At 57.4% G+C, this 24,541-nt stretch carries 19 protein-coding genes; 6 read left to right on the top strand and 13 right to left on the bottom strand.

What is annotated here, in order from left to right; all coding sequences use genetic code 11:
- The first annotated feature begins 70 nt into the window (after positions 1 to 70).
- The 3 genes from EC9_RS10690 to EC9_RS10680 all read left to right on the top strand — a co-directional run bounded on the left by EC9_RS10690 (position 71) and on the right by EC9_RS10680 (position 6,344).
- Positions 71 to 4,018: a cadherin domain-containing protein gene (locus tag EC9_RS10690; RefSeq protein ID WP_145344905.1), complete on the top strand. Its 3,948-nt coding sequence runs from the start codon at positions 71 to 73 to the stop codon at positions 4,016 to 4,018.
- 261 nt (positions 4,019 to 4,279) lie between these two features.
- Positions 4,280 to 5,065: an imidazole glycerol phosphate synthase subunit HisF gene (gene hisF, locus EC9_RS10685; RefSeq protein WP_145124079.1), complete on the top strand. Its 786-nt coding sequence runs from the start codon at positions 4,280 to 4,282 to the stop codon at positions 5,063 to 5,065.
- Positions 5,066 to 5,204: 139 nt separating this feature from the next.
- Complete coding sequence (locus tag EC9_RS10680) at positions 5,205 to 6,344, top strand: type IV pilus twitching motility protein PilT (protein ID WP_391556721.1); 1,140 nt, start codon at positions 5,205 to 5,207, stop codon at positions 6,342 to 6,344.
- A gap of 170 nt (positions 6,345 to 6,514) precedes the next feature.
- Here the strand turns inward: EC9_RS10680 and EC9_RS10675 are convergent, their stop codons facing one another.
- Positions 6,515 to 7,447, bottom strand: coding sequence for an N-acetylglucosamine-6-phosphate deacetylase (locus EC9_RS10675; RefSeq protein ID WP_145344902.1), 933 nt, complete (start codon positions 7,445 to 7,447; stop codon positions 6,515 to 6,517).
- Positions 7,444 to 8,211 carry a glucosamine-6-phosphate deaminase gene (locus EC9_RS10670; RefSeq protein ID WP_145283689.1) on the bottom strand — a complete coding sequence of 256 codons (768 nt, stop codon included), beginning with the start codon at positions 8,209 to 8,211 and terminating at the stop codon, positions 7,444 to 7,446. The genes EC9_RS10675 and EC9_RS10670 overlap by 4 nt, the downstream gene beginning before the upstream one ends.
- Positions 8,212 to 8,557: 346 nt before the next feature.
- Between EC9_RS10670 and EC9_RS10665 the strand changes: the two genes are divergently transcribed.
- Both EC9_RS10665 and EC9_RS10660 read left to right on the top strand, forming a co-directional pair.
- Entirely contained in the window at positions 8,558 to 8,806 is a 249-nt protein-coding gene (locus tag EC9_RS10665) for a response regulator (protein ID WP_145119629.1), read from the top strand.
- A 239-nt stretch (positions 8,807 to 9,045) separates the two neighbouring features.
- Entirely contained in the window at positions 9,046 to 10,017 is a 972-nt protein-coding gene (locus EC9_RS10660; protein WP_145344898.1) for a PH domain-containing protein, read from the top strand.
- A 167-nt stretch (positions 10,018 to 10,184) separates the two neighbouring features.
- Here the strand turns inward: EC9_RS10660 and upp are convergent, their stop codons facing one another.
- From upp to EC9_RS10640, 4 genes are all read right to left on the bottom strand, one after another.
- Positions 10,185 to 10,814 (bottom strand): uracil phosphoribosyltransferase, encoded by a 630-nt coding sequence (gene upp, locus EC9_RS10655; RefSeq protein WP_145283688.1) that lies wholly within the window; start codon positions 10,812 to 10,814, stop codon positions 10,185 to 10,187.
- A gap of 83 nt (positions 10,815 to 10,897) precedes the next feature.
- The gene (gene zwf, locus EC9_RS10650) at positions 10,898 to 12,346 is read right to left on the bottom strand and encodes a glucose-6-phosphate dehydrogenase (RefSeq protein ID WP_145119633.1); all 1,449 of its coding nucleotides are present in this window, start codon (positions 12,344 to 12,346) and stop codon (positions 10,898 to 10,900) included.
- A gap of 158 nt (positions 12,347 to 12,504) precedes the next feature.
- Entirely contained in the window at positions 12,505 to 13,434 is a 930-nt protein-coding gene (locus EC9_RS10645) for a peptidylprolyl isomerase (RefSeq protein WP_145344895.1), read from the bottom strand.
- Entirely contained in the window at positions 13,431 to 14,810 is a 1,380-nt protein-coding gene (locus tag EC9_RS10640; RefSeq protein ID WP_145344892.1) for a hypothetical protein, read from the bottom strand. The genes EC9_RS10645 and EC9_RS10640 overlap by 4 nt, the downstream gene beginning before the upstream one ends.
- 190 nt (positions 14,811 to 15,000) lie before the next feature.
- On the opposite strand from EC9_RS10640, the gene EC9_RS10635 reads away from it, so the two are divergent.
- Entirely contained in the window at positions 15,001 to 16,086 is a 1,086-nt protein-coding gene (locus EC9_RS10635; protein ID WP_145344889.1) for a DUF1570 domain-containing protein, read from the top strand.
- A 70-nt stretch (positions 16,087 to 16,156) separates the two neighbouring features.
- Here EC9_RS10635 and ettA read toward each other — a convergent pair whose 3' ends face one another.
- From ettA to EC9_RS10600, 7 genes are all read right to left on the bottom strand, one after another.
- Positions 16,157 to 17,827, bottom strand: a complete 1,671-nt coding sequence (gene ettA, locus EC9_RS10630) for an energy-dependent translational throttle protein EttA (RefSeq protein ID WP_145119641.1) — start codon at positions 17,825 to 17,827, stop codon at positions 16,157 to 16,159.
- A 112-nt stretch (positions 17,828 to 17,939) separates the two neighbouring features.
- A complete protein-coding gene (locus EC9_RS10625) occupies positions 17,940 to 18,242 on the bottom strand; it encodes a polyhydroxyalkanoic acid system family protein (protein ID WP_145119643.1) in 303 nt (100 codons plus the stop codon).
- A gap of 53 nt (positions 18,243 to 18,295) precedes the next feature.
- Positions 18,296 to 18,862 carry an isochorismatase family protein gene (locus tag EC9_RS10620; protein ID WP_145119645.1) on the bottom strand — a complete coding sequence of 189 codons (567 nt, stop codon included), beginning with the start codon at positions 18,860 to 18,862 and terminating at the stop codon, positions 18,296 to 18,298.
- A 238-nt stretch (positions 18,863 to 19,100) separates the two neighbouring features.
- Positions 19,101 to 19,328 (bottom strand): FmdB family zinc ribbon protein, encoded by a 228-nt coding sequence (locus tag EC9_RS10615; protein WP_145119647.1) that lies wholly within the window; start codon positions 19,326 to 19,328, stop codon positions 19,101 to 19,103.
- A gap of 648 nt (positions 19,329 to 19,976) precedes the next feature.
- Complete coding sequence (locus tag EC9_RS10610) at positions 19,977 to 21,518, bottom strand: arylsulfatase (RefSeq protein ID WP_145096297.1); 1,542 nt, start codon at positions 21,516 to 21,518, stop codon at positions 19,977 to 19,979.
- Between the two features lie 436 nt (positions 21,519 to 21,954).
- Positions 21,955 to 22,599: a response regulator gene (locus EC9_RS10605; protein WP_145344886.1), complete on the bottom strand. Its 645-nt coding sequence runs from the start codon at positions 22,597 to 22,599 to the stop codon at positions 21,955 to 21,957.
- Positions 22,596 to 24,452, bottom strand: coding sequence for a sensor histidine kinase (locus EC9_RS10600; protein ID WP_218934718.1), 1,857 nt, complete (start codon positions 24,450 to 24,452; stop codon positions 22,596 to 22,598). The genes EC9_RS10605 and EC9_RS10600 overlap by 4 nt, the downstream gene beginning before the upstream one ends.
- Between the last annotated feature and the right edge of the window lie 89 nt (positions 24,453 to 24,541).

Below are 24,541 nucleotides of genomic sequence, written 5' to 3'. Positions count from 1 at the left end.
TCTTATAAAAGATTCCCGGCCCGCCAGTAATTTAATTGGGCTCAGCAATCGACATCAGGGACAAAACATCATGATGCACCACCGGACCAAACGACAACGTGGGCTTCGGCTCGAAGCTTTGGAACGCCGACATCTGTTGGCTGGCGTGATTAGCGAGCTTTCGATGGACACCACGGAACAGTTCTTCGAATTGCGTGGGCAGCCCGATGCGACGATTCCCCAAGGCACGTATTTTACGGTGGTCGAGAGCACCGGTAATTCACTGGGCGGACGGGTCGAAACGGTCCTGGATCTTTCGGGGCAATCTTACGGCGCCAATGGATTTCTGGTCGTGGCGCAGGCCGGTCATTCGTTTTCGATCGACGCGTCGGCCAACGCCTTGGTCAGTTCTTCGACCGCGATGAGCGGGCTGCCGGCGGGGGTGCATCTGGCCGGTGATTTCTCCGTCTTCACCGCGACGGCGTTTTTCCTGCAATCCTCGACTGCCCCGGTCGCTGGCGATGACATCGATCTCGACAACGATGGCACGATCGATCCCGACGGCGTTGCCGCAACATGGACGATTCACGATTCGGTTACGATCGGAAGGATCCATGATTTTTATGGATATGGGCAAACCGTCTTCGGCCCGCAATCCAACCAACAGTCGCTGCAAGCCAATTCCACCTATATCCCGACCGACGAAAACACCGGCGACAACTACGACTACGTTGCCCGGATCGGAGACTCCAGCGGATCGGGAGCGGAGGATTGGGTTGCCGCCCGACTGTACGACGATTTCGGCGACACGCAGGGACTCCGTTTGAACAACGGAAGCGTGATCAGCGATTCGGCGACGCCGACCGTTTTCAGCGGACGCGAATTGGACCACGTGGGGACCTATAATTTCTTTGGCGGAGTCCGCGGCAGGGTGACCAACAACTCCGCTGGTGCTCCGATCCCCGGTGTCACCGTACTGGCTGACACGAATGGTAACGGGATCCGCGACGTGATCACGACGGTGATCGAACCCGATTCGGTTCTCGCCGGCACCGAAATGACAAATCTCTTTCCAGGGATCACGCTGAGTGTTGCCGATCGATCGACCGGTGCTCTGAAAGGTGGGGTTTCATCGATAACCGAAACAATCGGCCTGGCTTCCACCGGTACGCGGGTGTTCGGCGACGACGCGGCATCGTTTGGGTTCAACGATGTGCTGCGCGTCGATTTTTATCGCGATGCCGATTCGGTGCAGATCGATGCAATCGGCGATGCTTTTTCCCTGCCAGCGGTCGTGCGAATGGAAGCGTTTAATCGCGATGGCGAATCGATTGCCTTCACCCGTAGCGTGTCATTGCAGAACGGCCAACGACAACAACTGAGATTGCAATCGGCGACCGGCGAAATCGCATCGGTGCTGATCTACGAGGAATCGGGCAATGGATGGTACGTCAACTACGACCGCATGGTCGTCACCCAAAAGGAAGCGATCGCAATAACCGACGCCGCCGGCGAATACCACTTGGGTTACCTGACGCCGGACAGCTACCAGATCACAATTCCCGAAGGCGTCGGCGCGATTCCTGTTCTGCCAGTCGACGCAACGCAAGCGGTCACGATCGATTCCACCGAGCACTTCGACGTCGACTTTGTGTTTACCAATAACCAGCCTCCCGTGATCGACACGACCACGCTGGTCATGGAGGTCGATGAAAACTCGCCGATCGTCACGCCCGTTGGAATCGTGCAAGCCTCCGATCCCAACGCTGGGCAGAGCATCCGGTATCGGTTGGTCGACGGCACCGGCAGAAGATACTTCGCCCTCGATCCAATCAGCGGGGAGATTCGGGTCAGCAATCCACGCGGGCTCGATTTCGAATTGTCCCGAGAGTATACGCTGGTCGTCGAAGCCTCCGATAGCTTTTTGCCCCGGCAAACGGATCAGGCCACGATCACCGTTTCGATAAATAATGCCAACGACGCGCCGACGTTTGCCGACAATCGATTCACGGTTGCCGAAGACGCTGCCGGCGGATTCGTTCTCGGCACGGTCCTGGCCAGCGACCAAGACGCGTTGAACGAAGACAGCATCGAGCCCGAATCCCCCAATGCGCCGATCGGCGAAGAGAGTGGACAGTTTACATTCGCGATCGCCGACCCCGTTTGGGGAGAAGCATTTTCGATCGATCCCGATTCGGGTGTGCTGACCTTGATCGACCCGGCAGTGCTCGATTTCGAAACCAGCCCTGAAATGTTGCTAACCATCGCCGCGACCGACCAAGGGCTTAAGCCACAAACAAAACTGGGCCAGGTTCGGATCATGGTGCTCGATGCGAATGAACCGCCGCAATTGGATGACACGCCGATCACCATCGGCGAGGATGCGCAACCCGGCAGCCTCGTGGCCCTACCCGCCATTTTCGATCCCGAAGGACACGATCTCTTCTCCCGAACGATCGTCTCGGGCAATGGCCAATCGATGTTCGAGATCGACAGTAACACCGGCGAGATCCGGTTAGCCAACGACGCGACATTGGACTATGAAAATCAGACGACATACCAGATCGTCGTGCGCGTTGTAGAGGTCCCCGACGGCGACGGTGAACCCGCCACAGCGTTGAGCTCGGAGACACCGCTGACGATCCAGGTTCTAAACGTGGACGAACCACCCCAGGTCGAATTTGACGCCACGGCGATCGCTGAAAATGCAGCCGCCGGAACCGTCGTGGCTTCCGTGTCGGCGATCGATCCCGAAGGGGAAGAGGTCACGATCACGCAACGTGGCGGGTCGACAAAGTTTGTCTTCGACCCGCTGACCAACCAGGTGAAAGTCGCCGACGGCGCGGTCCTCGACTTCGAGTCGGACCAGGAATACTCGATTCAATTGCGGGCAACCGACGCTTCCTTTCCGCCCAACTTCTCCGACTTGATCATTCCAATCACCGTTAACGACGCCCCCGAAACTCCGACGATCGTTTCGCAAACCTTAACCGTTCCGGAAAACTCTCCCACGGGACCATTGAACGCATCGGTCGCTGCGATCGACCCCGACTCCAACGATCCGCTTCGATACGAGATCGTTGCTGGTGACGGCGCGGCGGTGTTTACGATCGACGACGCCACCGGAAGACTGTCGCTGCGACCGGGAACAACCCTCGATTTCGAAGGCTCCCAAATTGAATTTGCGTTGGAGATCCTGGTAACCGACTCAACAGGGCTCTTCGACACCCAAACGGTTCAGGTCGTCGTGCAAGATGTCAACGAACGGCCGACGATCAGGCAGGATTTTGCGAATTTGCAATTGCAAGTCGGACGCCGATTCTGTTTCACCTTTGGCGACGATTTGTTCTCCGACCCCGATGCAAACACCACGTTTGAAGTATCGCTTTCGAGCAGCCAAGGCGAATTGCCCGATTGGCTGTCCTACGACAGCGTCACCCGCAACTTGCATGGCACTCCGCAATCAGACGACGTGGGAGTGATCTCGCTGGGCGTTCGCGTAACCGATTCGGGTGAAGTGCCGTTGACCGCATCGGACGCCTTCACCGTCTCGGTCCTCGATTCCGATGTAGGTGATTTTTATACGTCGAATTGTGTTTCGGCGTGGCAAAACCCAGGGGACCGATTCGACGTCAACGACGATGGTAGTGTCGCCCCGATCGACGCGGTGATCATCCTGAACTACCTGAATCGCTATGGAGCTCAAACGGTCCCCGAGGGGCAGGCACCACCTCACTATCTCGATGTCGATGGCGACAGCATCATTCGTCCGATCGATGCGTTGCAGGTGTTGAATTATCTAAATTCGAACCCTTCGCGCACCGCTGTTCCCGCTCCCGAAGCCGAGCAGACTGCGACAGCCACCGACGCTGCACTGTTGGAATTGACCGCCATTCCGCAGCAAGACGCAGCCACGGCGGATGGTTCCCCCGACGCGACACCCGCGTGGAATCACTCCAGCGGGGATGCCGATCGCGACGACGAACCCAATGACAACGCGGCGATCGACGAATCGCTGCGGCAGTTTTTGTTAGCTTAGCGACGGGGCTCGCCGACATCGCCAAAGTCGTTCCGGTCGAACAAGTTAGTTATTGCCAAGGCAATCCAGCCGGGCGTGGCCATGGTGCCGTGGAGTCGGTCGGGCGAAGCGAACGGCAGCCCCCAGGGCACATTGAACAGACGGGGGCTAGCTCACCGACCGATCCCTTCGGTCGCCGGCAGACACCGTCTCGCTTGCAAATGGCGGTTGGCGTATGATCGGATACGTATCCCCAAACCAAGCGGAGTTCTCCAGAACATCATGCTCGCAAAACGTGTTATCCCCTGTCTGGACGTCAGTTTAGGTCGCGTCGTCAAAGGGACGAATTTTGTCAACCTTCGCGACGCCGGCGATCCGGTCGAAGTCGCGGCGCGTTACGAACGCGAAGGGGCCGACGAATTGGTCTTCCTGGACATCACCGCCAGCCACGAAGAGCGGGACATCATCATCGATGTCGTGCAACGCACGGCCGAACAGATCTTCATGCCTTTGACCGTCGGCGGCGGAATTCGCAGCCTCGAAGACATCCGTGCGCTGTTGAGCGCCGGTGCCGACAAGGTCTCGATCAATTCAGCCGCCTGCAAGGATCCCGAACTGGTCCGCGCGGCAGCCGATCGATTTGGCAGCCAATGCATCGTCGTGAACATCGATCCCAAGCGGGTCGTCGTCGATGGAGAGACAAAATTCGAAGTCTTCATCAACGGCGGCCGCAAGCCGACAGGGCTGCAAGCTGTCGCCTGGGCTCAAGAAGTTCAGCGGCTCGGCGCCGGCGAGATCGTACTGACTAGCATGGACGCCGACGGAACCTGCGACGGATACGACTTGGAAATCACCGCAGCGGTCAGCAACGCGGTTTCGATCCCGGTGGTTGCTAGCGGCGGGGCGGGGAAACCGGAGCACTTGGCCGACGCAATCGAAATCGGCCGCGCCGATGCGGCTCTTGCGGCCAGCATCTTCCACTTCGGACAGTTTACAATTGAAGAGACCAAACGCGTGATGGCGGACCGTGGAATTCCTGTTCGACTGGGATCGGGTGTCTGCCGATAAAAGAGATCATCGGGACGTGACCGCCGCCCATTGTTAGACCTCAAGACGAAAGCAGACGACGATGAAGCCAAAGACAGCTGAAAAGCCCGCGATCCCCGCTCCCGATCCTTCGATCTCGCCCGAGGCGCAACGCACCGCGATGATGGCTCGGTTGAAATCGAGCCTGCTGCAAGAGAAAAAAGAGCTGCCGGTCGACAAGATCTTCCGCGCCTTGGTCAAGCTGGAAGGCTCCGATCTTCACTTGAAAGTCGGCCAACCGCCGATGGTCCGCGTCGGTGGCGAACTGAAGCCGCTGAATCGTGGCCCGATCGACACCGAAGAGATGGTCGATCTGTTGCTGCCGATGATGGATCAACGCAATCTGATGATCTTCGAAGAGGAGGGCGGGGCCGACTTTTCGTATCAATGCGAAGTCGATGGCGTTCGCTGGCGATTCCGTATCAACATGCTCAAATCGCTCGGCAACATGGGCCTTGTCGCGCGGCGAATCAGCAATTTCATCCCCGACTTTCGCGGGCTCTTCCTCCCCGAATCGATCGAAAAATTGTGCCACTACGAACAGGGCATGGTGCTGTTGGCGGGAGTCACCGGTTCGGGAAAAAGTACGACGATCGGTTCGATGCTGAACTACATCAACAGCATCTATCGCAAGCACATCCTAACGCTCGAAGATCCGATCGAGTTTATCTTCACCGAGGATAAGAGTCTGATCAACCAGCGGGAGATCGGCCAGGACGTCGTCGACTTTAGCGTCGGCATGAAACACGCGGTGCGTGAAGATCCCGACATCATCCTGGTCGGTGAGCTTCGCGACGAAGAGACCTTTATGACGGCGATCCACGCCGCAGAGACCGGTCACTTGGTCTTCGGAACGATTCACGCGGCGAGTGCGTCGACCTGCATCGGTCGTATTCTCGACCTCTTCCCCGAATCGTTGCACGGCGCGATCCGTTCGGCGATCGCCTTTAATATGAAGGGGATCGTCGCCCAGAAATTGCTCCGCAGCATCAAACCAGGCGTCTCCCGTGTGCCGACCTGCGAAGTCATGACCTTCACGCCGATGATCACCAAATTGATCCTCGAAGGGCACGACAGCAAGCTGCCCGATGCGATTCGGATCGGTGCCGAGGATGGCATGCAGGACTTTACGATGAGTCTGAAGCAGTTGATCGACGACGAATTGATCGACCGCCCAACCGCCTTCGCCGTCGCTCCCAACAAAGACGCCCTCAAGATGGCGCTCAAGGGAATCGACGTCAAAGCCCCCGGCATCATCTGATCCCGGCAACGTTGGAGTAGAGCCTTCAGGCGACCTCAACATCGCGTTGGAGTCGAGTCTTCAGGCGAAGGCTCGACATCGCATCGATCGCCTAAAGGCTCTACTCCAGCACGTGCGTCCGGGACATGACATCCCGGACGCGTCTCCATGGTCATCGCCACAGCGGGCGGCTATGCACAGCCCGTCGCTCGGCGGGGCAGTTCGAACATCGAATACTCCAACTGCTTCTGGCTGATCCCCAACTCATAGCGCAGCCGGCGATACATGTCGGGCATCTGAGCTGACGAACCGACGAAGTGCGATCCGTCGGCGGAGGTTGGTGGCATCCCCGCTTCGACGCGGATCTGTTGCCCGGCCAGCGTATAGACTCCCGCTCCCAAACCGGCTGCTGCGATGCAGTCGGTCGTGAAGACGAGATTCTCTGGCGGGATGCAGCGGATGTAGTTCTGCAGCGCCACCAACGGAACATGAAACCCGTCGGCGATCATGCAAACGACCAACCGATCGGACATCGACAGCACGCGTTGGATGATGTTGTCGTGCCGATGCATCAGTTGCGGGCAACCATTGCCAAGATGCGTGAACATGCTCAAGCCCTGATCGATCGTCGTGGCCAATTGCTCCACGCTCGGATCGCAATGCCCCGCGGCGACGACCACGTTCTGATCGACCAACCAGCGCGTCAGCTTGCCGCCGGGATCTTGTTCCGGTGCAATCGTGACCAACCGGATCAGTCCTTCGCCAGCCGCCAACAACTCTTCCATGAAGCCTTGTTCGCACTGCCGGGCGTGAGCCGCTGGGTGAGCCCCGATATATCCGGTGACCGGACTGATGAACGGGCCTTCGATGTGCAGCCCCGGAATCATCGCCGCCGCCGCTGGCAACAGTTTCCGCAACTCGACGATTCGCCGCACGCGAGCCAACATCGCTTCGTTGGAATCGGTGATCACCGTCGCCAAGATCCCCGAAACGTTGTCCTGCTGCAGCCGCGTTACGGCGGCATCTAGCTGCGATTCGGAGAGCGATGCGTCGTTGAAGTCGGCACCAAAAAAGCCGTTGACCTGCAGGTCGAAGAACTTCGGTAGCGATTCGCTGTCGCTCATGACTGAACCTTTCGCGCTTTCTCCTTCGATTCAGCCGACAGCAGCGAAGCGGCTGGTTCGTCGACCAACAGCGTCGTTTGCGGATGGCGCTGCAAGATCGATGCAGGAGTCTTGGGGCAGATTTCGCCTTCGAACGATCCCTGAACCGCCTTGGCCTTCCGTTCATCGGGAACGCTGCAAACGATCCGCTTCGACTTCAAGATCTGGTTGACCGACATGCTGATCGCTCGCTTAGGAACCGATTCGAGCGAATCGAACCAGCCTTCGCCAACCTGTTGCAACCGGCAAGCTTCATCGAGATCGACGATCAGATAGGGATCGTTGGTTTCGAAATCGGCGGGCGGATCGTTGAACGCCAAGTGAGCGTTTTCGCCGATGCCAACCATCGCGACATCGATCGGTGCCGCCGATACCGCCGCTGCGGCTTCGCTGACAGTCGCTTCGATGTCTTGATCGCCACGCAGGAAACGGAAGCTGCGAAGGCCGACGCGGTCGACAAATCGCTCTTTCAAGTATTTGCAGAACGATGCGGGGTGATCGGGCGAGATCCCTTCGTATTCGTCCAAATGGAAGCCATCGACGACCGACCAATCGATCTCATCGTGCTGGATCAAGTGCTCCAAAACGGTGAACTGCGAGGCGCCGGTGGCGACCAAAAGTCTCGCTTGGCCCGAATTTTTAATTGCGGCGACAAGATCCGCAGCGGCGATCTGGGCGGCTTCGCGCCCCATCAAGTCAGAATTAGCTGCAATAACGAGGTCCATTTGGGATGCTCCAGGTGGGATTCGAGAAATTTTTTGGAAATTAGTTCGTGCTGCTCAGACCGCACGCCGCGATCCAAAACCAGCCGGCCTAAGACTCGGCAGAGCCGTAAACCGTGAAATATCCATTGCCTACCAACGTTAACGAAGGTAAACTCAGTATTGCGACCTTAAAAACTAAGGTAAGGTAAGTTGCCACATCGTGGCGTTAAGGCGGGAAAGACATCCGCAGCGTGGCGAAGGTGGGTCGATTGTGAGTTCGAAAACTTGTTTTGTGGTGTGCGATCGGGTACACTGCTGATCTCGTTCGAATCACTCAGATAAGAACTGGGTAATGGAGATGCCAAAAATGACTCATCGTTTTGTTCAGCCGTGCCCAACTTGCGGTCGCAAGTTGGAGATCGGTATCGAGCTGCTCGGCCGGGCTGTCGCCTGCCAACACTGCCTCGCGGAATTCACCGCCGCCGATCCCACCAGCACACAGTCGATTTTGGATGACGACAGTGCTCTGCTGGCACGTGTGGATCAAGCGCTCCAACGCGCCGATAACCTACTGACCACAAACAACAACGCGGATGCTAATCTTACCGCGAACTAGCACCCCTTTGCTACCACCAATGCCCGATGCTTGCGTCGGGTTTTTTTATGCGCCGACGGAATCGGCGCAACGTTTCCATCCAGGCCCCTATCTCTCACTAGCACCGCATCGGACGCCACTCGCCGCATTTTGATGCCTGCCAATATATTCGCGGTGTTCGTTCTTGACATGCGTGACGTGCTGAATTTCACTGAGCACCATCCTTCCTTCAAATCCCCCACCCCCATTGTAAGGCAATCATGGCAGACGAGTGGCGATACTATCGTAACGGCACGGAGCATGGCCCCGTTGCAGGAGCCGAATTGAAGCGACTTGCTGCCCAAGGAGGTTTGCAGCCGAGCGACACGATCTGGAAGCCGGGTATGGCCGCGCCGGTGCTTGCGTCGCGTTTGAAATCGTTATTCCCGCCAATCGATAACACGGCCCAAACAAGCGATGTCGCGCCGCCATTCGTGCCATCCCCACCCCAACCTCCACAGCTTTCTCCAGAAGCGAACACCGCAGGTTCGTTTTCGAACGCGAACAAGTTTCCCTTCCCCAGTGACGAAGATCGTGCCGGTGAGAATCCTAACAGCGATCTAGATACCGAGCCCGTTACCGGCTCCGCACCGCATTTTCAGACCAATGCAGAATGGTCTAGTGATAAAACGGAGCGACCGCGGCCGCATGCCCCACAGACGCTCCCCTTAAGTAAAATACCGCCACGTTTTCGAGACTACATCCAGAATGGAGAGACGATACTTTACGCGAGCAATCCTTCCGTTAGTGCGAAGATATTAAGCATGATCGTTGCGAGCGCGGTCCCCGGCATCCCTATGCTGTGCACATCCATGATGTTGATAGCTTCTGGTGCAATGGTTCCAGGCATTGTTATGACCTTTATCTCCGCATTTTTCATGTCGCTCCTTGCGTTCATCGCCTACCTGAACTGGAAACACCGCTTCTACATCATCACAGACTCTCGAACGATTGTCTCGCAAGGCATTTTCAATATCGCGGTGAAGATCATCTTCAATCAGAACATTCAAATGATTGCAGTCAACACAGGCGTGGTCGATCGATGGATCAATCTGAACTCCGTTCAGCTTTCAACGTCCGGGTCCGGGGGCGGCATACCGATTTTTGCAGCCTTTCCGGGAATGTCCCCTGGCAACGTGCAGCTTCGCTGGATCGCCGATGCGCCCAAAGTGGTTGGACTTATCGCGCCGTAGTCACACTTCAAAAACTGTAGAGCAGTATCGACTAATTTCCCTTGGACAAGGGACCGATCTGCTCGCACAACGTCTTCTGTGACTCCAAAGACCGAAGACTCGCGAGTCGCTTAATTATGCGTACAGCGACCGCTTGCGACTAAGTGAACCGCTGCGAATCCCAGCCATCAATCGACCGTATTAAAAATCCGGTCGCCGGCGTCTCCCAAGCCGGGGACGATAAACTGCTGGTCGTTCAGCGATGGGTCGACGGCGCAGACGAAGATCGAGACGTCGGGGAATTCCGCCTGCACGCGTTCCAGCCCTGGGCGGGCCGCGATCACGCTCAAGACGCGAATATCGGGGACGCCCCAGCGGATCAACCGCTCGACGGCGCTGCGGATCGATCCGCCAGTCGCCAACATCGGGTCCAACACCAGCGCCACATCGACCGCGTCGCGGCTGGGCAGTTTGTCGTAATACGAGACCGGCTCGGCCGTCTCCTCGTTGCGATACATCCCCAAATGCCAAACCTCTGCATCGGGAATCAATTGGTGCAGCGGTTCGACCAATCCCAGTCCGGCTCGCAAGATTGGAACCAGCCCCACGCGAACGGCTAGCGTTTGCGAAGGGCAATCGGCCAACGGAGTCCTGACCGTCGTGGCCGCCGTCGGCAGATCCTCGGTAGCGTAGACTCCCAACAACATTGCAAGCCGACTGACCGTCGCTCGGAATTCGGCGGGACTGGTCTTCTCGTCCCGCATTGTGGCCAAATGATGAGCCACAAGAGGATGGCTCAACTGATTCAAACGCCCCATCGGCCTAATCCTCGTCTTAAGTTGTGGAAACTGCCGCGGCCGATCATCGCGACCGGCTTCTGGGCGTTTTCGATCGCATCGGTTTAAAGCACCGGGCAGACATCAAACCAGCTGCGTTTTTGACCCTGCATCCATTCGGACGACTCCGTCGGGCCCCACAGTCCGGGTTCGTAGACGTGAAGGTCGGGAGCGGCGGCGCTGCCCCACGCATTGATGATCGGATCGATGATGCTCCACGCCAATTCGACCTCGTCGCTGCGTGCAAACAAGCTCGCATCGCCGTTAACAGCATCCATCAACAGACGTTGGTAGGCGTCGGGCATTCCGTCGGGACCAGCGTCCTGGAAGCGGAAATCGAAGTGGCTGGTGCGGGTCTTCATCTCGGTGTCGGGTACCTTGGACTGGAAGTACATCTGCAGTCCTTCGGCCGGTTGGACCTGGATCACCAATTGATTCGCTTCGGGCGTCCGCATCTTCCCCGATGGGAACAGCAAATGGGGAGGCGAACGGAATTGGATCACGATCTGCGTCGTGCGACAGGACATCGCTTTGCCGCTGCGCAGATAAAACGGCACGCCCTTCCAACGCCAGTTGTCGATGTACAGCTTCAATGCGGCGAAGGTCGCCGTTTGGCTGCCCGCCGGGACGCCATCCTCTTGCAGGTAGCCCTGATATTGTCCGCGAAGCGTGTTGCAGGCGAAATCGCTCCCCGACATCGGTCGCACGCTGTGCAGCACCTTGACCTTTTCATCGCGGACCAGGTTGGCGTCGTAACGCGCCGGTGCCTCCATCGCGGTGATCATCATCAACTGCAGCAAGTGATTCTGAAACATGTCGCGCAAAATGCCCGACGTATCGTAGTATCCCCCGCGACGGCCAATCACCACCTCTTCAGCCACGGTGATCTGCACGTGGTCGATGTAGTTGCGGTTCCAAAGTGGTTCAAAGATCGTGTTCGCAAAACGCAATGCAAACAGATTCTGAACGGTCTCTTTGCCCAGATAGTGATCGATTCGATAGATTTGGTTTTCGTGGAACGATTTGTGAATCGATTGGTTTAGCGCTTCGGCCGATGCCAGATCGGTCCCAAACGGCTTCTCGATGATCACCCGGCGACTGCCTGCGCTCTCGTCGGCCAAGCCAGCTTGTCCCATCAGCGTGATCGCCGATTCATACAGCCGCGGCGAGGTGGACAGATAATAAACGCGGTCGCACGCCGCACCTTCCAACTCGTCAAGGTGCTTCCCCAATGCGACAAAATCATCGGCTTTGGTGATATCGCCCGGGCGATAATAAACATGCTGGCAGAACTGCTTCCAATCCTCGGCAGTAAAGCTGGCGGGCAAGAATTTTTCAGTCGTTTCGCCGAGCTGGTTGCGCCATTGTTCGTCGCTGAAATCGCTCCGCGAAACGCCGACGATTCGAGTCCCCTCGGGCAGTCGTTTCTTTTGGAACAAGCGAAATAACGCGGGAATCAATTTGCGACTCGTCAAGTCGCCCGAGGCACCAAAGATTACGATCGTACTGGGCATGTCGTTGTCTCTCACCATCGCTCGTCCAACGGATTAGGTTCTACGTCGATAAATAAGTGTAACGGCCAGCCCAGGCATTACGAGTGGTGCAACGCGGCGTTTCCCGGCGTGGTCAGCCAGTCCTGAGATCGCGCCGCAACAGCCTTCTGACGTGCGACTCAGCGCCCTAGAGGTCGTTCCGATTGGCCCTCTTGCCAACGGACGTCGTGCAACGCTTGCCCGCGATCCACCAGATGCTCGAACAAGAAATCAGCCGCGTCGCGACGCAGCCGCCGATGGTCGGTCAAATCGGCAAAGCTCCGTTCTTCGTTCCGCTTTACGTGGACGTAAACCAGGTGCAGCCCAAGCCCCGATCGAACGATCGGCAGCAACGTATTAGGGTCCGCCATCAGCGCCGCTTCGGCAACCACTGCTGGCAGGTCGCCATCGGCCCCAATCCAACCGATCCGTCCACCATCGTCGGCGCTACCGGCTTGCGAGTGCTCGGCTGCCGCATCGGCAAACGTGATCTCGTCGCTGCGAATCCGATCGGCGATCTTTTCCAAAGCCTCCAGCTGTGCCGGATCGCTCAGGAAGATCTGCGAGACGTCGACCTGCGTCCCATCGTAAAGCGAGGACCGCGTCTCGAAGAACCGCTGCAGATTCGCATCGTTCAAGCGAACGCGCAGGTAATCGTTCCATAGACTCAACCAAGCGACCTCGGCCTGCAGCGCTGCGACATCGCTCTGCTGTTGGGCTGCAAATTCTTCCAGCGTCTTGCCACTCGCCAACACCTGCTGCTGCCACGCTTGGATCGCATCGTCGATGATCGCCGCTCCCGCTTTGCCCGACTGATCCCGCAGCGCCGCAAGGGCCAGATGCCGCCGGACCAAAACGTTGGCGATCGCCGAGCGGAGCGTGGGATTGGCATTCAGATCGGTGGCCGCCAAACCACGGCGATGAACCAGCAGATCGATCTCGCTAGCCAACACCGGATCGTCACCGATCCAGGCGATCGCACCGCTCTCCGGTTGGCTTTGTCCCGTCGCGGTCAGCCCGCACAGACAAGCCAGTAGCAACGACAACAATCGAACGCGGCAATGGATCATGGCAACAGGATGTCGTGCAAGGTGAAACGAACTTCGCTGCGGACGATCGACGCGGGCGTTTCGTAGTGGAAGCGAAAGCGAGCCGGCTGGCCCTCGAGATCGAACAGATATCCGATCCCGATCTCGTCGGAAGTTTGGCGATAGATCTCATACCCCAAGTTTTCGATTCGCGGCGGTGGGGCCTGTTCGGCGGCAGCATCTTCCCGCGTTTCGTCTTGATCGGTATTCGCCGCAGTCACGTAAGCTGGATTGTCGAAGACCCAGCCGCGATGCGATTCGAGTGCGCGATCGGCCTGTTTGAATTTCACGTTCACCCGCAGCTCGTGCAGCGATCCGTTGCCGCGGACACTTTCCAACGTGACCGTCACATCGCCAGCATCTCTCGGCGGAAAGTTATCGTCGCCCAAATCGAAATCGAAGTGTTTGATCTTGCCCGGCAACAACGCGTCGATCGTTCCCGAAAGCGTATCGATCTTCGCGGGGCGTCCGGCGGGCAATTCAAACGGGATCAAAGTTTGCGTCGACGGAATCCCCGCGTTGGGCATCGCTTCAGCCGTCTCGGCGGAGGCTTGCAACTGCAGCACATCGCCATTGTCCAGCTTCGCCCCAAACTCTTTCAGCGGCAGCGAGAGCCCGATCGGGGTCAGCCGCAGTTCCCACGAGATGTCGATCAACAGATCGAGTCCGCTGAGCCGCGGGTTATGCAAATCGCGGCGCGCGGTGACGCTGATCGGTTCGACGCGAAAGACTCCGCTGTAGGCAGCGGTATCGCTGCGGCGGGGACGATCGGGACTGCGCGGAACCAACTTCAACGATCCCTCGACACCGCCAAAGCGATCGATATCCAATTCGGCCGCGTCGAGGACTTCATCGACAGCGTTCCAGAACGGAATTTTGACGGCGTCGATCTTGACCGGCAACGATTCTTTGATCGCACCGGCAAACTGCACCTTCGTCTGCGCTGAGATCTGCCCAAGCGCGTCGCCAAGCGTTCGCGCGTCGCGGATGGTGACAGGCGTTGCATCGATCGAGGTCGTCGATTCCAGCTGTTCCAACTGGCTGCGAATCCGCCGCATCCGCTGTCGCATCTCCGCTGTGGGGAGATCGTTTTCACGCGGCAGAAATTTCAGGATCTGCGGCCCCAGATCGATCAGATCGCGCTCGGCCGCTTGGCGTTCGGCGAGCGTTCGTCCGTCGAGCCCCGAGAACAATCGGTCGACCTCCGCTCTCGCTTGACGATCGTCGGCGTCGGTATCGGTCGACTCTTGCCCCGCGGCGATCGAGCAGCTTGCGATGACGATCAGCAACAACAGCCCGACAGGATTCCAACGCGGAAGCCAAGACTTCGGGGACAATCGGGTCGAATTAATCGTCATGATCGGCACGGGCTTAAGTGAGAGAATCGTAAGTTCAAGCGTTCGGCCCACCACGGCCGCCGCCGTTCGTTCCCCAAGGGGTTCGATGGCGTAGGGTTTCCAAGCAAGGGCAGCGGCCCGGCGTCTACCGTTCCATCGTAACACGTTCCCCGTTTTGGGGCGCAAACCTCGCAGCAAATTTGCCACGGATATGTCAGCTCCCCATCACACCATTTGGATCTTTGCAGGGCTCGCCTTTGTAACAACATTTGCCGGCCCCAAGCTGCGCGCGGCCGATCGCGACCCGATGGTAGCGATGAGCCTGGGGGGAGAATTCGTGCAGGGGATGTCGTTGTTGTGGACACCGGACCGAGCGGTCGTGTTGCAACGCGACGGGCGACTGTTCGATTTTGATCCGGCCGATGCATCGCAACTGACCATCGACGCGGGACGCTTCGACGCAGCCAGTTCGGCTGAACTGCGCAGCCAACTGTATCGCGAGTTCGGCAGCACGCATCAAGTCACATCGACGTCGAACTATCTTGTCGTCCACCCGACACGCGGGACACACTGGCCGCAGTTGCTGGAGGATCTGCACCGATCGTTCTTGCAGCACTGCCGCACGCGAAATCTACCACTTCGCAAGGCGAGGTTCCCAATGGTTGCGATCGTCTTCCCCGACCGATCGAGCTTCCTTCGCTATGCCCAATCGGATCGCGGCCGGCCGCTGGGAGCCAACGTTTTGGGATATTATTCGCAAAACAGCAACCGCGTGGCGCTGTACGATCACGGCGCGTCGGCGGGAGGCGTTTCGTCGACGATCCGCCACGAAGCGGCTCATCAATCCGCCTTCAACTGGGGCATCCACTCGCGCGTCGCAAAGCAACCGCACTGGATCATCGAGGGCTTTGGAACGATGTTCGAAGCCGCGGGGATCCACGATCCAGCGAACCACCCGAGCTTACCAGATCGCGTCAACCGAGAGATGCTGACCAGCCTGCGTCAGCGTTTTCCCGACTCGCAATCGCTGGCCGCCGCAATCGAGGAATTGGTTCAGGACGACCAGCGGTTCGCGTCCGATGCCGAATCGGCATACGCTGTCGCTTGGGCGATGACCTTTTATCTGGCCGATCGTCGCCCCGATGTGCTGCGACAACTGGTAACGCACTACAGCTCGCGGCTTCCCTTTATCACCTACCCGGCGGTCGAGCGCCGGAGCGATTTCGAGCGAGCGATTGGCATATCGATACCAATGCTCGCTTCGCAGATTCAACAGTTTTTAAGCGACGTCCGCTAAGCGTCGGAATCGGGTTGCACAACGGCAACGCCAGCAAGAATCCGATCCAACGCTATCAGAGCGACGTCCACTAAGCGTGGATACTCTTGTAGCGAGTCTTGCGACCGTCGTCGGATTCGCCAAATCGCTCCTTGCGTTGCGCTTCATAGGTTTCGAAGTTCCCTTCGCACCAGTGCGCGTATCCATCCCCTTCGAACGCCAGGATGTGCGTCGCCAGTCGATCCAAGAACCAACGATCGTGCGACGTCACGACGACACAGCCCGCAAAGTTCTGGATCGCTTCTTCCAAAGCACGCAACGTATCGACATCCAGATCGTTTGTCGGTTCGTCCAACATCAATACATTCACGCCGCGACGCAGCAGTTTGGCCAAGTGAACGCGGTTGCGTTCACCACCGGACAACCTGCCAACCTTCTTCTCTTGGTCGGGCCCTTTGAAATTGAACCGCGTGACATAGCTGCGCGAATTCACAACGCGACCGCCCAGGTCGATCGTGTCGTGCCCGCCGCTGATCTCTTGATAGACCGTCGCGTCGTCGTTCAACGAATCACGACTCTGGTCGACGTAGCCGAGATCGACCGTCGGGCCGACGCGGAATTCGCCGCTGTCGGGCGTGTCCTGACCAGTCAACATCCGGAACAACGTCGTCTTACCGACACCGTTGGGCCCGATCACGCCAACGATACCACCGGCGGGCAGGTTGAACGAAAGGTCCTTCATCAACACCTTGTCGCCGAAGGCCTTGTTGATGTTCTTCGCTTCGATCACCAATTCGCCCAAGTGCTTCCCGGGCGGAATCTGGATTTCCAATTCGTCTGGACGTTCCTGGAACTCCTCGGCAACCATCTTGTCGTAAGCCGCGATACGCGCTTTGCTCTTCGACTGCCGTGCCTTGGGACTCATCCGAATCCATTCCAGCTCGCGAGCCAAGGTGCGTTGCCGCGCCTGTTGCTTGCGGCTTTCGCCTTCCATTCGCTTTTCTTTCGCCTGCAACCAAGCTGTGTAGTTGCCTTCGAATGGGAAGCCCTTGCCGCGATCGATTTCCAAAATCCACTGAGCGACGTTGTCCAAGAAGTAGCGATCGTGAGTGACCGCGACGACGGTGCCGGGATATTTGGCAAGATGTTCCTCCAACCACTGCACCGATTCGGCGTCCAAGTGGTTGGTCGGTTCGTCCAATAGCAGCAGATCGGGTTGGCGGATCAACAGCTGGCACATCGCGACGCGGCGGCGTTCACCACCGGACAGCTTGGTCACGTCGGCGTCGCCCGGCGGAAGATTCATCACCTGCATCGACATCTCGACTTGGCGTTCGAGTTCCCACAGGTTGCCGGCGTCGATCTTGTCCTGCAAGTCGGCCATCTCGTCGCACAACTTCTGCATCTGGTCGGGATCTTCGATCTCGCCCAACAGCGTGCCGATCTCGGTGTAGCGATCCAAGACAGCCTGGCGTTCCGCAACCGCAACGGCCACGTTTTCAGCGACGGTTTTGGTCGGATCCAGATGAGGTTCTTGCGACAGATACCCGGCGGTGTAGCCCGACGCGAGCCGCGCGACACCTTCGAATTCGGTATCCTGGCCGGCCATGATCTTCAGCAGCGTACTTTTGCCCGCACCGTTGGGGCCCAAAACGCCGATCTTGGCACCGGGGTAGAACGCCAGCCAAATGTTCTCCAAGACAACCTTTTGGCCGTGCTTTTTGGTTAAGTCTTCGACTTGGTAGATGTGGTGTTTTCCCATTCTCTTCGCTTCAAGTTCGCTGGGCTGTGCCCGATCTGTGTATGATTCGATCCAAAATTGATTCGTCCCGCCGATCGCGAAACGATTGCCGATCCGGTCTGCGGCGACCGAACTAGCTGAGCATCTTTTGCAACGTGTCGACCATCCGTGTCTGCACCATTCCCTTGAACGGCATCGCCGCCAAAGGCAGTTGGCTTTCGACATCGACAACGTCTTCGCCGACCGACAGCAGCGATTTGATCTTGAAGCCCATCGCTTCGAACGAGATCGTCAACGTATCTTCGTCCCAGACCCGCTGCATGTTCTTCACCTTGTCGCCGTAATCGCGTTCCATGCGTTCGGCCATGTAGTCCAACTTCTCCTTGGCTTTTTCTTTGCCCAGGGTGTTGGCAACTTGGGAGTTCACTTTCGGCATCTGCTTTTAATCCTGATTGAGATGTTTTGGGTTTCGCATTGCGAGCCGGTCGGCTAGCCCTCGCGAACGATGGCACTGATCTGTTTGAACTTGGGATCGGCGGCGGTCTGACACCACTCGAACAAGACGCTTTCGGTCGTCACCAGCGTCGCCCCTTCGGCTTGCATCCGATCCAGTCCGATCCGATGATCGCGATCGCCGCGGGCCCCAACGGCATCGGCAACGACGAAGACATCCAATTGCCGTGCCAACAAATCTAACGTGGTTTGCAAAACACAGATATGGGTCTCGATTCCGACAACGATCCATTGAGTCAAATTGTGCGTTTCGGCAAGCTGGGCAATCGAGGCACAGCCGGCCGCGCTGAAATCGAGCTTCTCGTCGGGCGTCGGGAACCGCTCGGCCAGGCGAGCTTCCAACGGGCCAAGCCCCTGCGGATATTGAACCGAAGCGGTTTGCGGAACGTTCAACAATTCCGCCGCTCGGCACAGCCGATCGGTGTTGGCGACGATTTGCTCGCTCTGCTCGATCCCCGGCAGCAGCTTGGTCTGCAGGTCGACGACCAGCAATCCGCTTCGCGCACGGTCGATCAAGCGGCTGCTTCGAAAGGTTGGATCCATCGGACTCGTCTATAAAGGTCGTGGCGTTAGAGTGTTCGTTGGCTCATCCTAACGCGAGTCCCATTTTCTTCCAACCAGCCCGAGATTCCACGCCGCCGTCACGCGGACACTCACGGCACGTAGAAGGCAGCGTTTCAGGAGACTATCGGACGACCGTCCGTCCAGCCCGAGCGTGGCTCGCGCGGCGCGCGAGCCACGAAGCTAGCAAGATCGGGCTGCTGAAGAACAGCCGCGGTCGCTACATCTGGCAACCGCCGCCGCAGCAACGCGGCGCACCACACGCTTCGCCCGAACCGGCGACGGGCAATTGTCCGCCGCTGCCAGTCGATGGCGACGCAGGAACGCTCATCAGTTTGTCCAGCTTGGTTCCGCCACAGTCGGGGCATTCGGGTTGTTCATCGAAGCGACGCAGCAGCACTTCGACCGCGTGTCCGCAGCCTTCGCATTGATATTCGTAGATCGGCATCTTTTAAAAACTCTTCTGAACCATTGGGTGGAATGGACTCGAACCACAGCGATGGTACCCACCTCGCAGCGTTCGATCCGAAACACGAACGATCCGTCATATTAAACAAAGAACCAGCCAATGTGCTAGGCTCGCTCAGCGACCATCCAGGACTGTTAAGAGTTTGTGCTTAGGTAAATCAGCCGGCCCGTGCTAGCGGCTCGTCGGTTTAGTCACAACGAGCTTCCTTGCATTAACCGTTTGGGCGTTTGCCCCGGTTTAGTGGCAGCGGAACCGGGGCTAACGCACAATCGGCTGATTAAACCGACGAGCCGCTAGCATTCGGTTCCCTTGGACAACCGGATGCTATCGTGGGCTGGCGGTACGTCAAACCGAAACGGTGATTTACCCTGCGAGTACCGTTTAGCGAATCCGGTGCCAATCGGAAGCCACCGATGACGCATTCCCCCCGGAAGCGACAGCGTCCATCACAAGACGAAGTCAAGAGTACCAGACGGAACGCTGGACAAAGAAGATCCCAAGGGGACGGAGAGTCGATTTCTCGATGTGCCATCCCTTGGAATAGCAGCCGGTGTCCGAATGTTAAGCCAATTTCGGTCCACCCGACTCACGCAGCCTATGCTGCGTGAGATTTCAATGGCGGTGGGGTTATCGTCCGCCCAAGCTGCCTTCGATCTGTTTCTGGATCTTCTCCAGATTAAACGAACCAGGCGTTTGGCTCGGCGGGAACTCCTTCATCGTCATCAGGAACTTTCCAGCGAATTGCTGCATCGGAGCCAACACATAGACTCGCGACAAGAACCAATCGTTGTAGGTGTTCGAATTGTGCTGTGCCTTTTCAAACGGATCACGACGAAGGTTGAACAGCAACGGAACGCGGAGTTCGGTGAACGGTTCTCGCCAAACCTCAAAGGCCACCCCACGGTTCTCAAGAAAGACAGCTTTCCAAGCGTCGTAGCGAATCGCGACGATTTGACCGTCATCGTTCACATACATGAATTCACGACGCGGTGATTCATCGACCTTACCCGTTAGGTAGTCGAGTTGGTTGTAACCGTCGATGTGATTCTTGTAGGTGCGCCCGTTAAGTTCAACGCCTTCGAGTAGTTTGCTCTTAATGTCGGTCGACCCCGCAGCTGCGGCAAAGGTTGGCAACCAGTCTTCGTGAGCAACGATTCCGTTGAGCGTTGTGCCTGCGGCGAACTTGCCGGGCCAACGCACATAACAAGGAACGCGATAGGCGCCTTCCCAGTTCGAGTTCTTTTCGCTACGGAACGGTGTCGTTCCGGCATCGGGCCAAGTGTTGTAGTGGGGGCCGTTGTCGGTGGAGTATTGAACGATCGTGTTGTCGGCGATGCCCAGTTCATCCAGGAGATCCAACAATTCGCCAACTTGCATGTCGTGTTCGATCATGCCGTCGGTGTACTCATCGTTTCCTTTGTGCCGGTGTTCCTTCTTCACATGCGTGCGGAAGTGCATCCGAGTTCCGTTCCACCAGCAGAAGAACGGCTTGCCCGCTTTGTGCTGACGCGTGATGAAGTCCTTCGCCGCAGCGATGGTTTCCTCGTCGATCGTTTCCATCCGCTTCTTGGTCAATGGTCCCGTATCTTCGATCTTTCCATCGGCACTCGCTTTGATCACGCCACGCGGACCAAAGACTTGCAAAAACGTTCGCCCATCGGCCATTTTCATGTCGGCGGGATAGTCTTCGTTTTCGGGTTCTTCCTCAGCGTTCAAGTGATATAGATTGCCGAGGAACTCATCAAATCCATGCTGTGTTGGCAGGTGTTCATCGCGATCGCCTTGGTGGTTCTTGCCAAATTGGCCCGTCGAATAGCCGAGGCTTTTCAAGACGGTCGCCATCGTGACGTCGGTCTTCTGCCAACCTTCTTTTGCGCCCGGAAGACCGACTTTCGTCATTCCGCTGCGGACAGGAACACTGCCACCGATGAACGCCGCACGACCGGCGGTGCACGATTGTTGGCCGTAGTAGTCGGTGAAGAAGATACCTTCTTTTGCGACGCGATCGATGTTAGGCGTTTTGTAGCCCATCATCCCACGGTTGTAGTCGCTGATATTTTCGGTGCCGATATCGTCACCCCAGATGACAAGGATATTCGGCTTGTCCTGAGCGGTGGCCGAGAGGCAAAGCCCCGCCGCCAAAAGGAAACTTGTTAGCTTGATTTTCATAGTTGAGGGTTCTCACAGAACGTTGCGCTCGCGGCAAGCACGTAGCGGTTAAACAAAAGCAAAGCCAAGCAACAAGCTTTGCTACGAATTGTTCAGCCCCAATGGGGGGCCAAACTCGAACGGAAACCGATCCGAAACGAAGATAAGGAGACGTCGCGACTTAGCCACCTGCCGGTAAACTAAACAGAAAACTGAACCGTCTGCGGGGGTTCAAGAAATCCATACCGCCTCTCCGTTCACAATTGCGTCGGATCCACCATTACCGTGTCGATTAAGACACTGATGTATACCCCACAAACCGCCACGTCGTATGAGTAGAATTACTCAAACGACGCTAGAAAATAGGAAACAAATCCAGGCTAGGCAATCTACATACCCAGTTGATAAACGTGTACGAAGTGCACATAACCAAAACGGCTTCGAAGCACGTTCGGCTCTATTTCCCAGCGATTAGCCCATGCCGAATTGCGTATTGAACGAGATCCGATGTCGAAGAAACTCCTAAGGCACACATGATACGCGCCTTGTGGTTTTCAGCGGTTCGTTTTGATATTTGCAAAACCTTGGCGACCTGCGGCGCGGTATGCCCTTCGGCAAACAGTTGCAAAACTTCACGTTGTCGTGGAGTCAGCAATGGTTGTTCCATCTGCTTGTTGGCTCGACGCGACGCCGGCATTTGTTCGATACTTTCCGCAATGCTTTGCGTCACAAACGTTTCGCCTGCGATGGCACAGCGGATCGCGGTCAACAATTCTTCGGCGGCCGAATGTTTCAGCACAAATCCGCTCGCTCCCGAACGCAACGCGCGGGCGGCGTAGGTCGCATCGCGATGCATCGTCAGGAAGACAACTTTGGCTTGGCAACCCGCCGATCGTATGGCGTCGATCGCATCGAGCCCGTTCAGCAAAGGCATCGTGATGTCGGCGACGATCACATCGGGTTGTTCACGTAGCGCGACTTCGATCAATTCCCTTCCATCTTCAACGATCGCAACCAAAGTGAAGGCCGGTTCCAGAATATTCCGCAACCCTTCGGCAACGATTCGATGATCGTCCGCTAATAGCACACGTGTGCGTTTCATCGGTCTTCGTCCAACAAAGGAATCCTTAAAGAGATCGTCGTCCCGTTGCCACGACGCGATTCGATAGAGAGATCACCGCCAACGATTCGCGCCCGCTCGTGCAAACTCGCCAGACCGAGACCTCCGTTTTTCAACGCCGCGTCGCTGTCGAATCCGACCCCAAAATCACGGATCTCCAGGTTCACGGTTTCGGGATCGGCGGTCAACACCACATCGATTCGCTGCGTCTCCGCATGCCGCGCCGCGTTCCACAGCGACTCTTGGGCGACTCGATATAAGCACAGGTTGATCGCGTCACTAAAAGGATCGGGCAACATTCCACATCGAAATTCGACGTCGATTTTATCGCGGCGGGCCAAACGATCGCACGCGCTGCGGATCGCATCCTCCAAGCCCAGATCTTCCAAGATCGACGGATGGATCTGATACGACATTTGATGGACATCATCCGAAAGTCCGATCAAGTCTTCTTTCATCTGTTTCAACCTCGCACGAGAATCGGCGTTCCCCAAATCCCCAAGCTCCAACTGTCCTATACCGATCGCCGACGCCGCCAATCGTTGGGAAAGGTCGTCGTGGAGTTCCCGCGCCAGCCGCCGTCGTTCGTCTTCTTGTGCAGAAAGTAAACGTCCGGCCAAATCCCTGGCTTCCCCGCGACTTGCAAACAACGATCGCTCCGCCTTGATCCGACGCGATCGATTCACAATCAAGCCCGCGATGATGAGGGTTTGCAGCGACAATAGCCCGATGCCTAATACAATCTGACTCCGGTACAGATCCCAAATCGAAGCTTCGGCGAACCGGATCTTCGAACCCGGTGGCAGCGCGTCGGTATCGATCTTCCAGCGAATCAATTGCCGCGCGTCGAAAACGGATTGCGTTTCGTGACGTCCGATTATCGGAATCTCCGCGACGTCTTCGCCCGCGATGATCCGCGACGCAAGCTGTCCTGCGAGTTCGCCATGCCTTTCGATCGACCAAACATGGCCCCCCACAACTCCCGTTCCAATTAAAGTGTCGTAGGTGCCAAACACGGGGATTGGAGAATCGGCGCACAACTGCTTGGAGACGTCGACGGTAAACGGATGGTTGCCGTCGCGATCCTCATCGCATGTCAGCATCAACGCCACGCTGCCGGGCTCCGCCTGCAACATCAACTGTTTCAGCTCCGCTATCGGCAGTCCTTCCACATCCACGATCTCCATCCCCCGCGAGGCCAGCGGACCGTCGAGGGCCCGATGCGCCATGCGACGATAGTGCCGATCGGTTTCACCCACGCCGCCAATCAGATACAGCGTGCGTGCTTTGGGAAACAGCCACCTCGCATCCTGGACGGTCTTCCAATAGTCGACGTCGAATTCCGTTCCGGTCGCCTCGGGGACGCCGCGGATCTGTTCGGCAAGGTCCGGTTTCGCGGTGCAGCAGACCAACGGAACGTTCGGAAACAACTGCGCCCGCTGTGCCAGCACAAACTCAATCGCTTGCGTGTAGACGGGGATCACGACGTCGATCCGCCGGTTGGCATATTTGTGCTCCAGCAAATCGACCAGCCGTTCGCGGAAATCGTGATCGGAGTAGCGATCGAGGTCCAGATACTCGACTTCAATTTTGATGTTCTCCAGTCCGGAAAGGGCCAGACCGCGACGAATCCCGCGATCCCAGTCGACGTTGACGGGCATCACGTGCCGAAAGGAATAGAACACAACGACGGAGTGAGCCGCGTCGGTGTCTGTGTCGGCGGCCTCAATGCTCGCACCAAAGAAGAAAAGGAAACACACGGCGGCCATGGCCAGAACACGGATGCACCCGAAGTAGCCGCCGTTGTTTTCTCGCGTTTCCATCATCGATCGCATTCGGAACTCTAGGTAGATGAGCACGCCAGCGAACCAAATCCCGAAGGCTTCACACGACGGATGTTTGTAGCGTACCCGCATGACGGCTT

Origin of the sequence: Rosistilla ulvae (assembly GCF_007741475.1) — a bacterium.
Lineage (GTDB): Bacteria > Planctomycetota > Planctomycetia > Pirellulales > Pirellulaceae > Rosistilla > Rosistilla ulvae.
The sequence above is the reverse complement of the archived record's forward strand: the minus strand, read 5'-3'. Positions and strand labels throughout refer to the sequence as shown.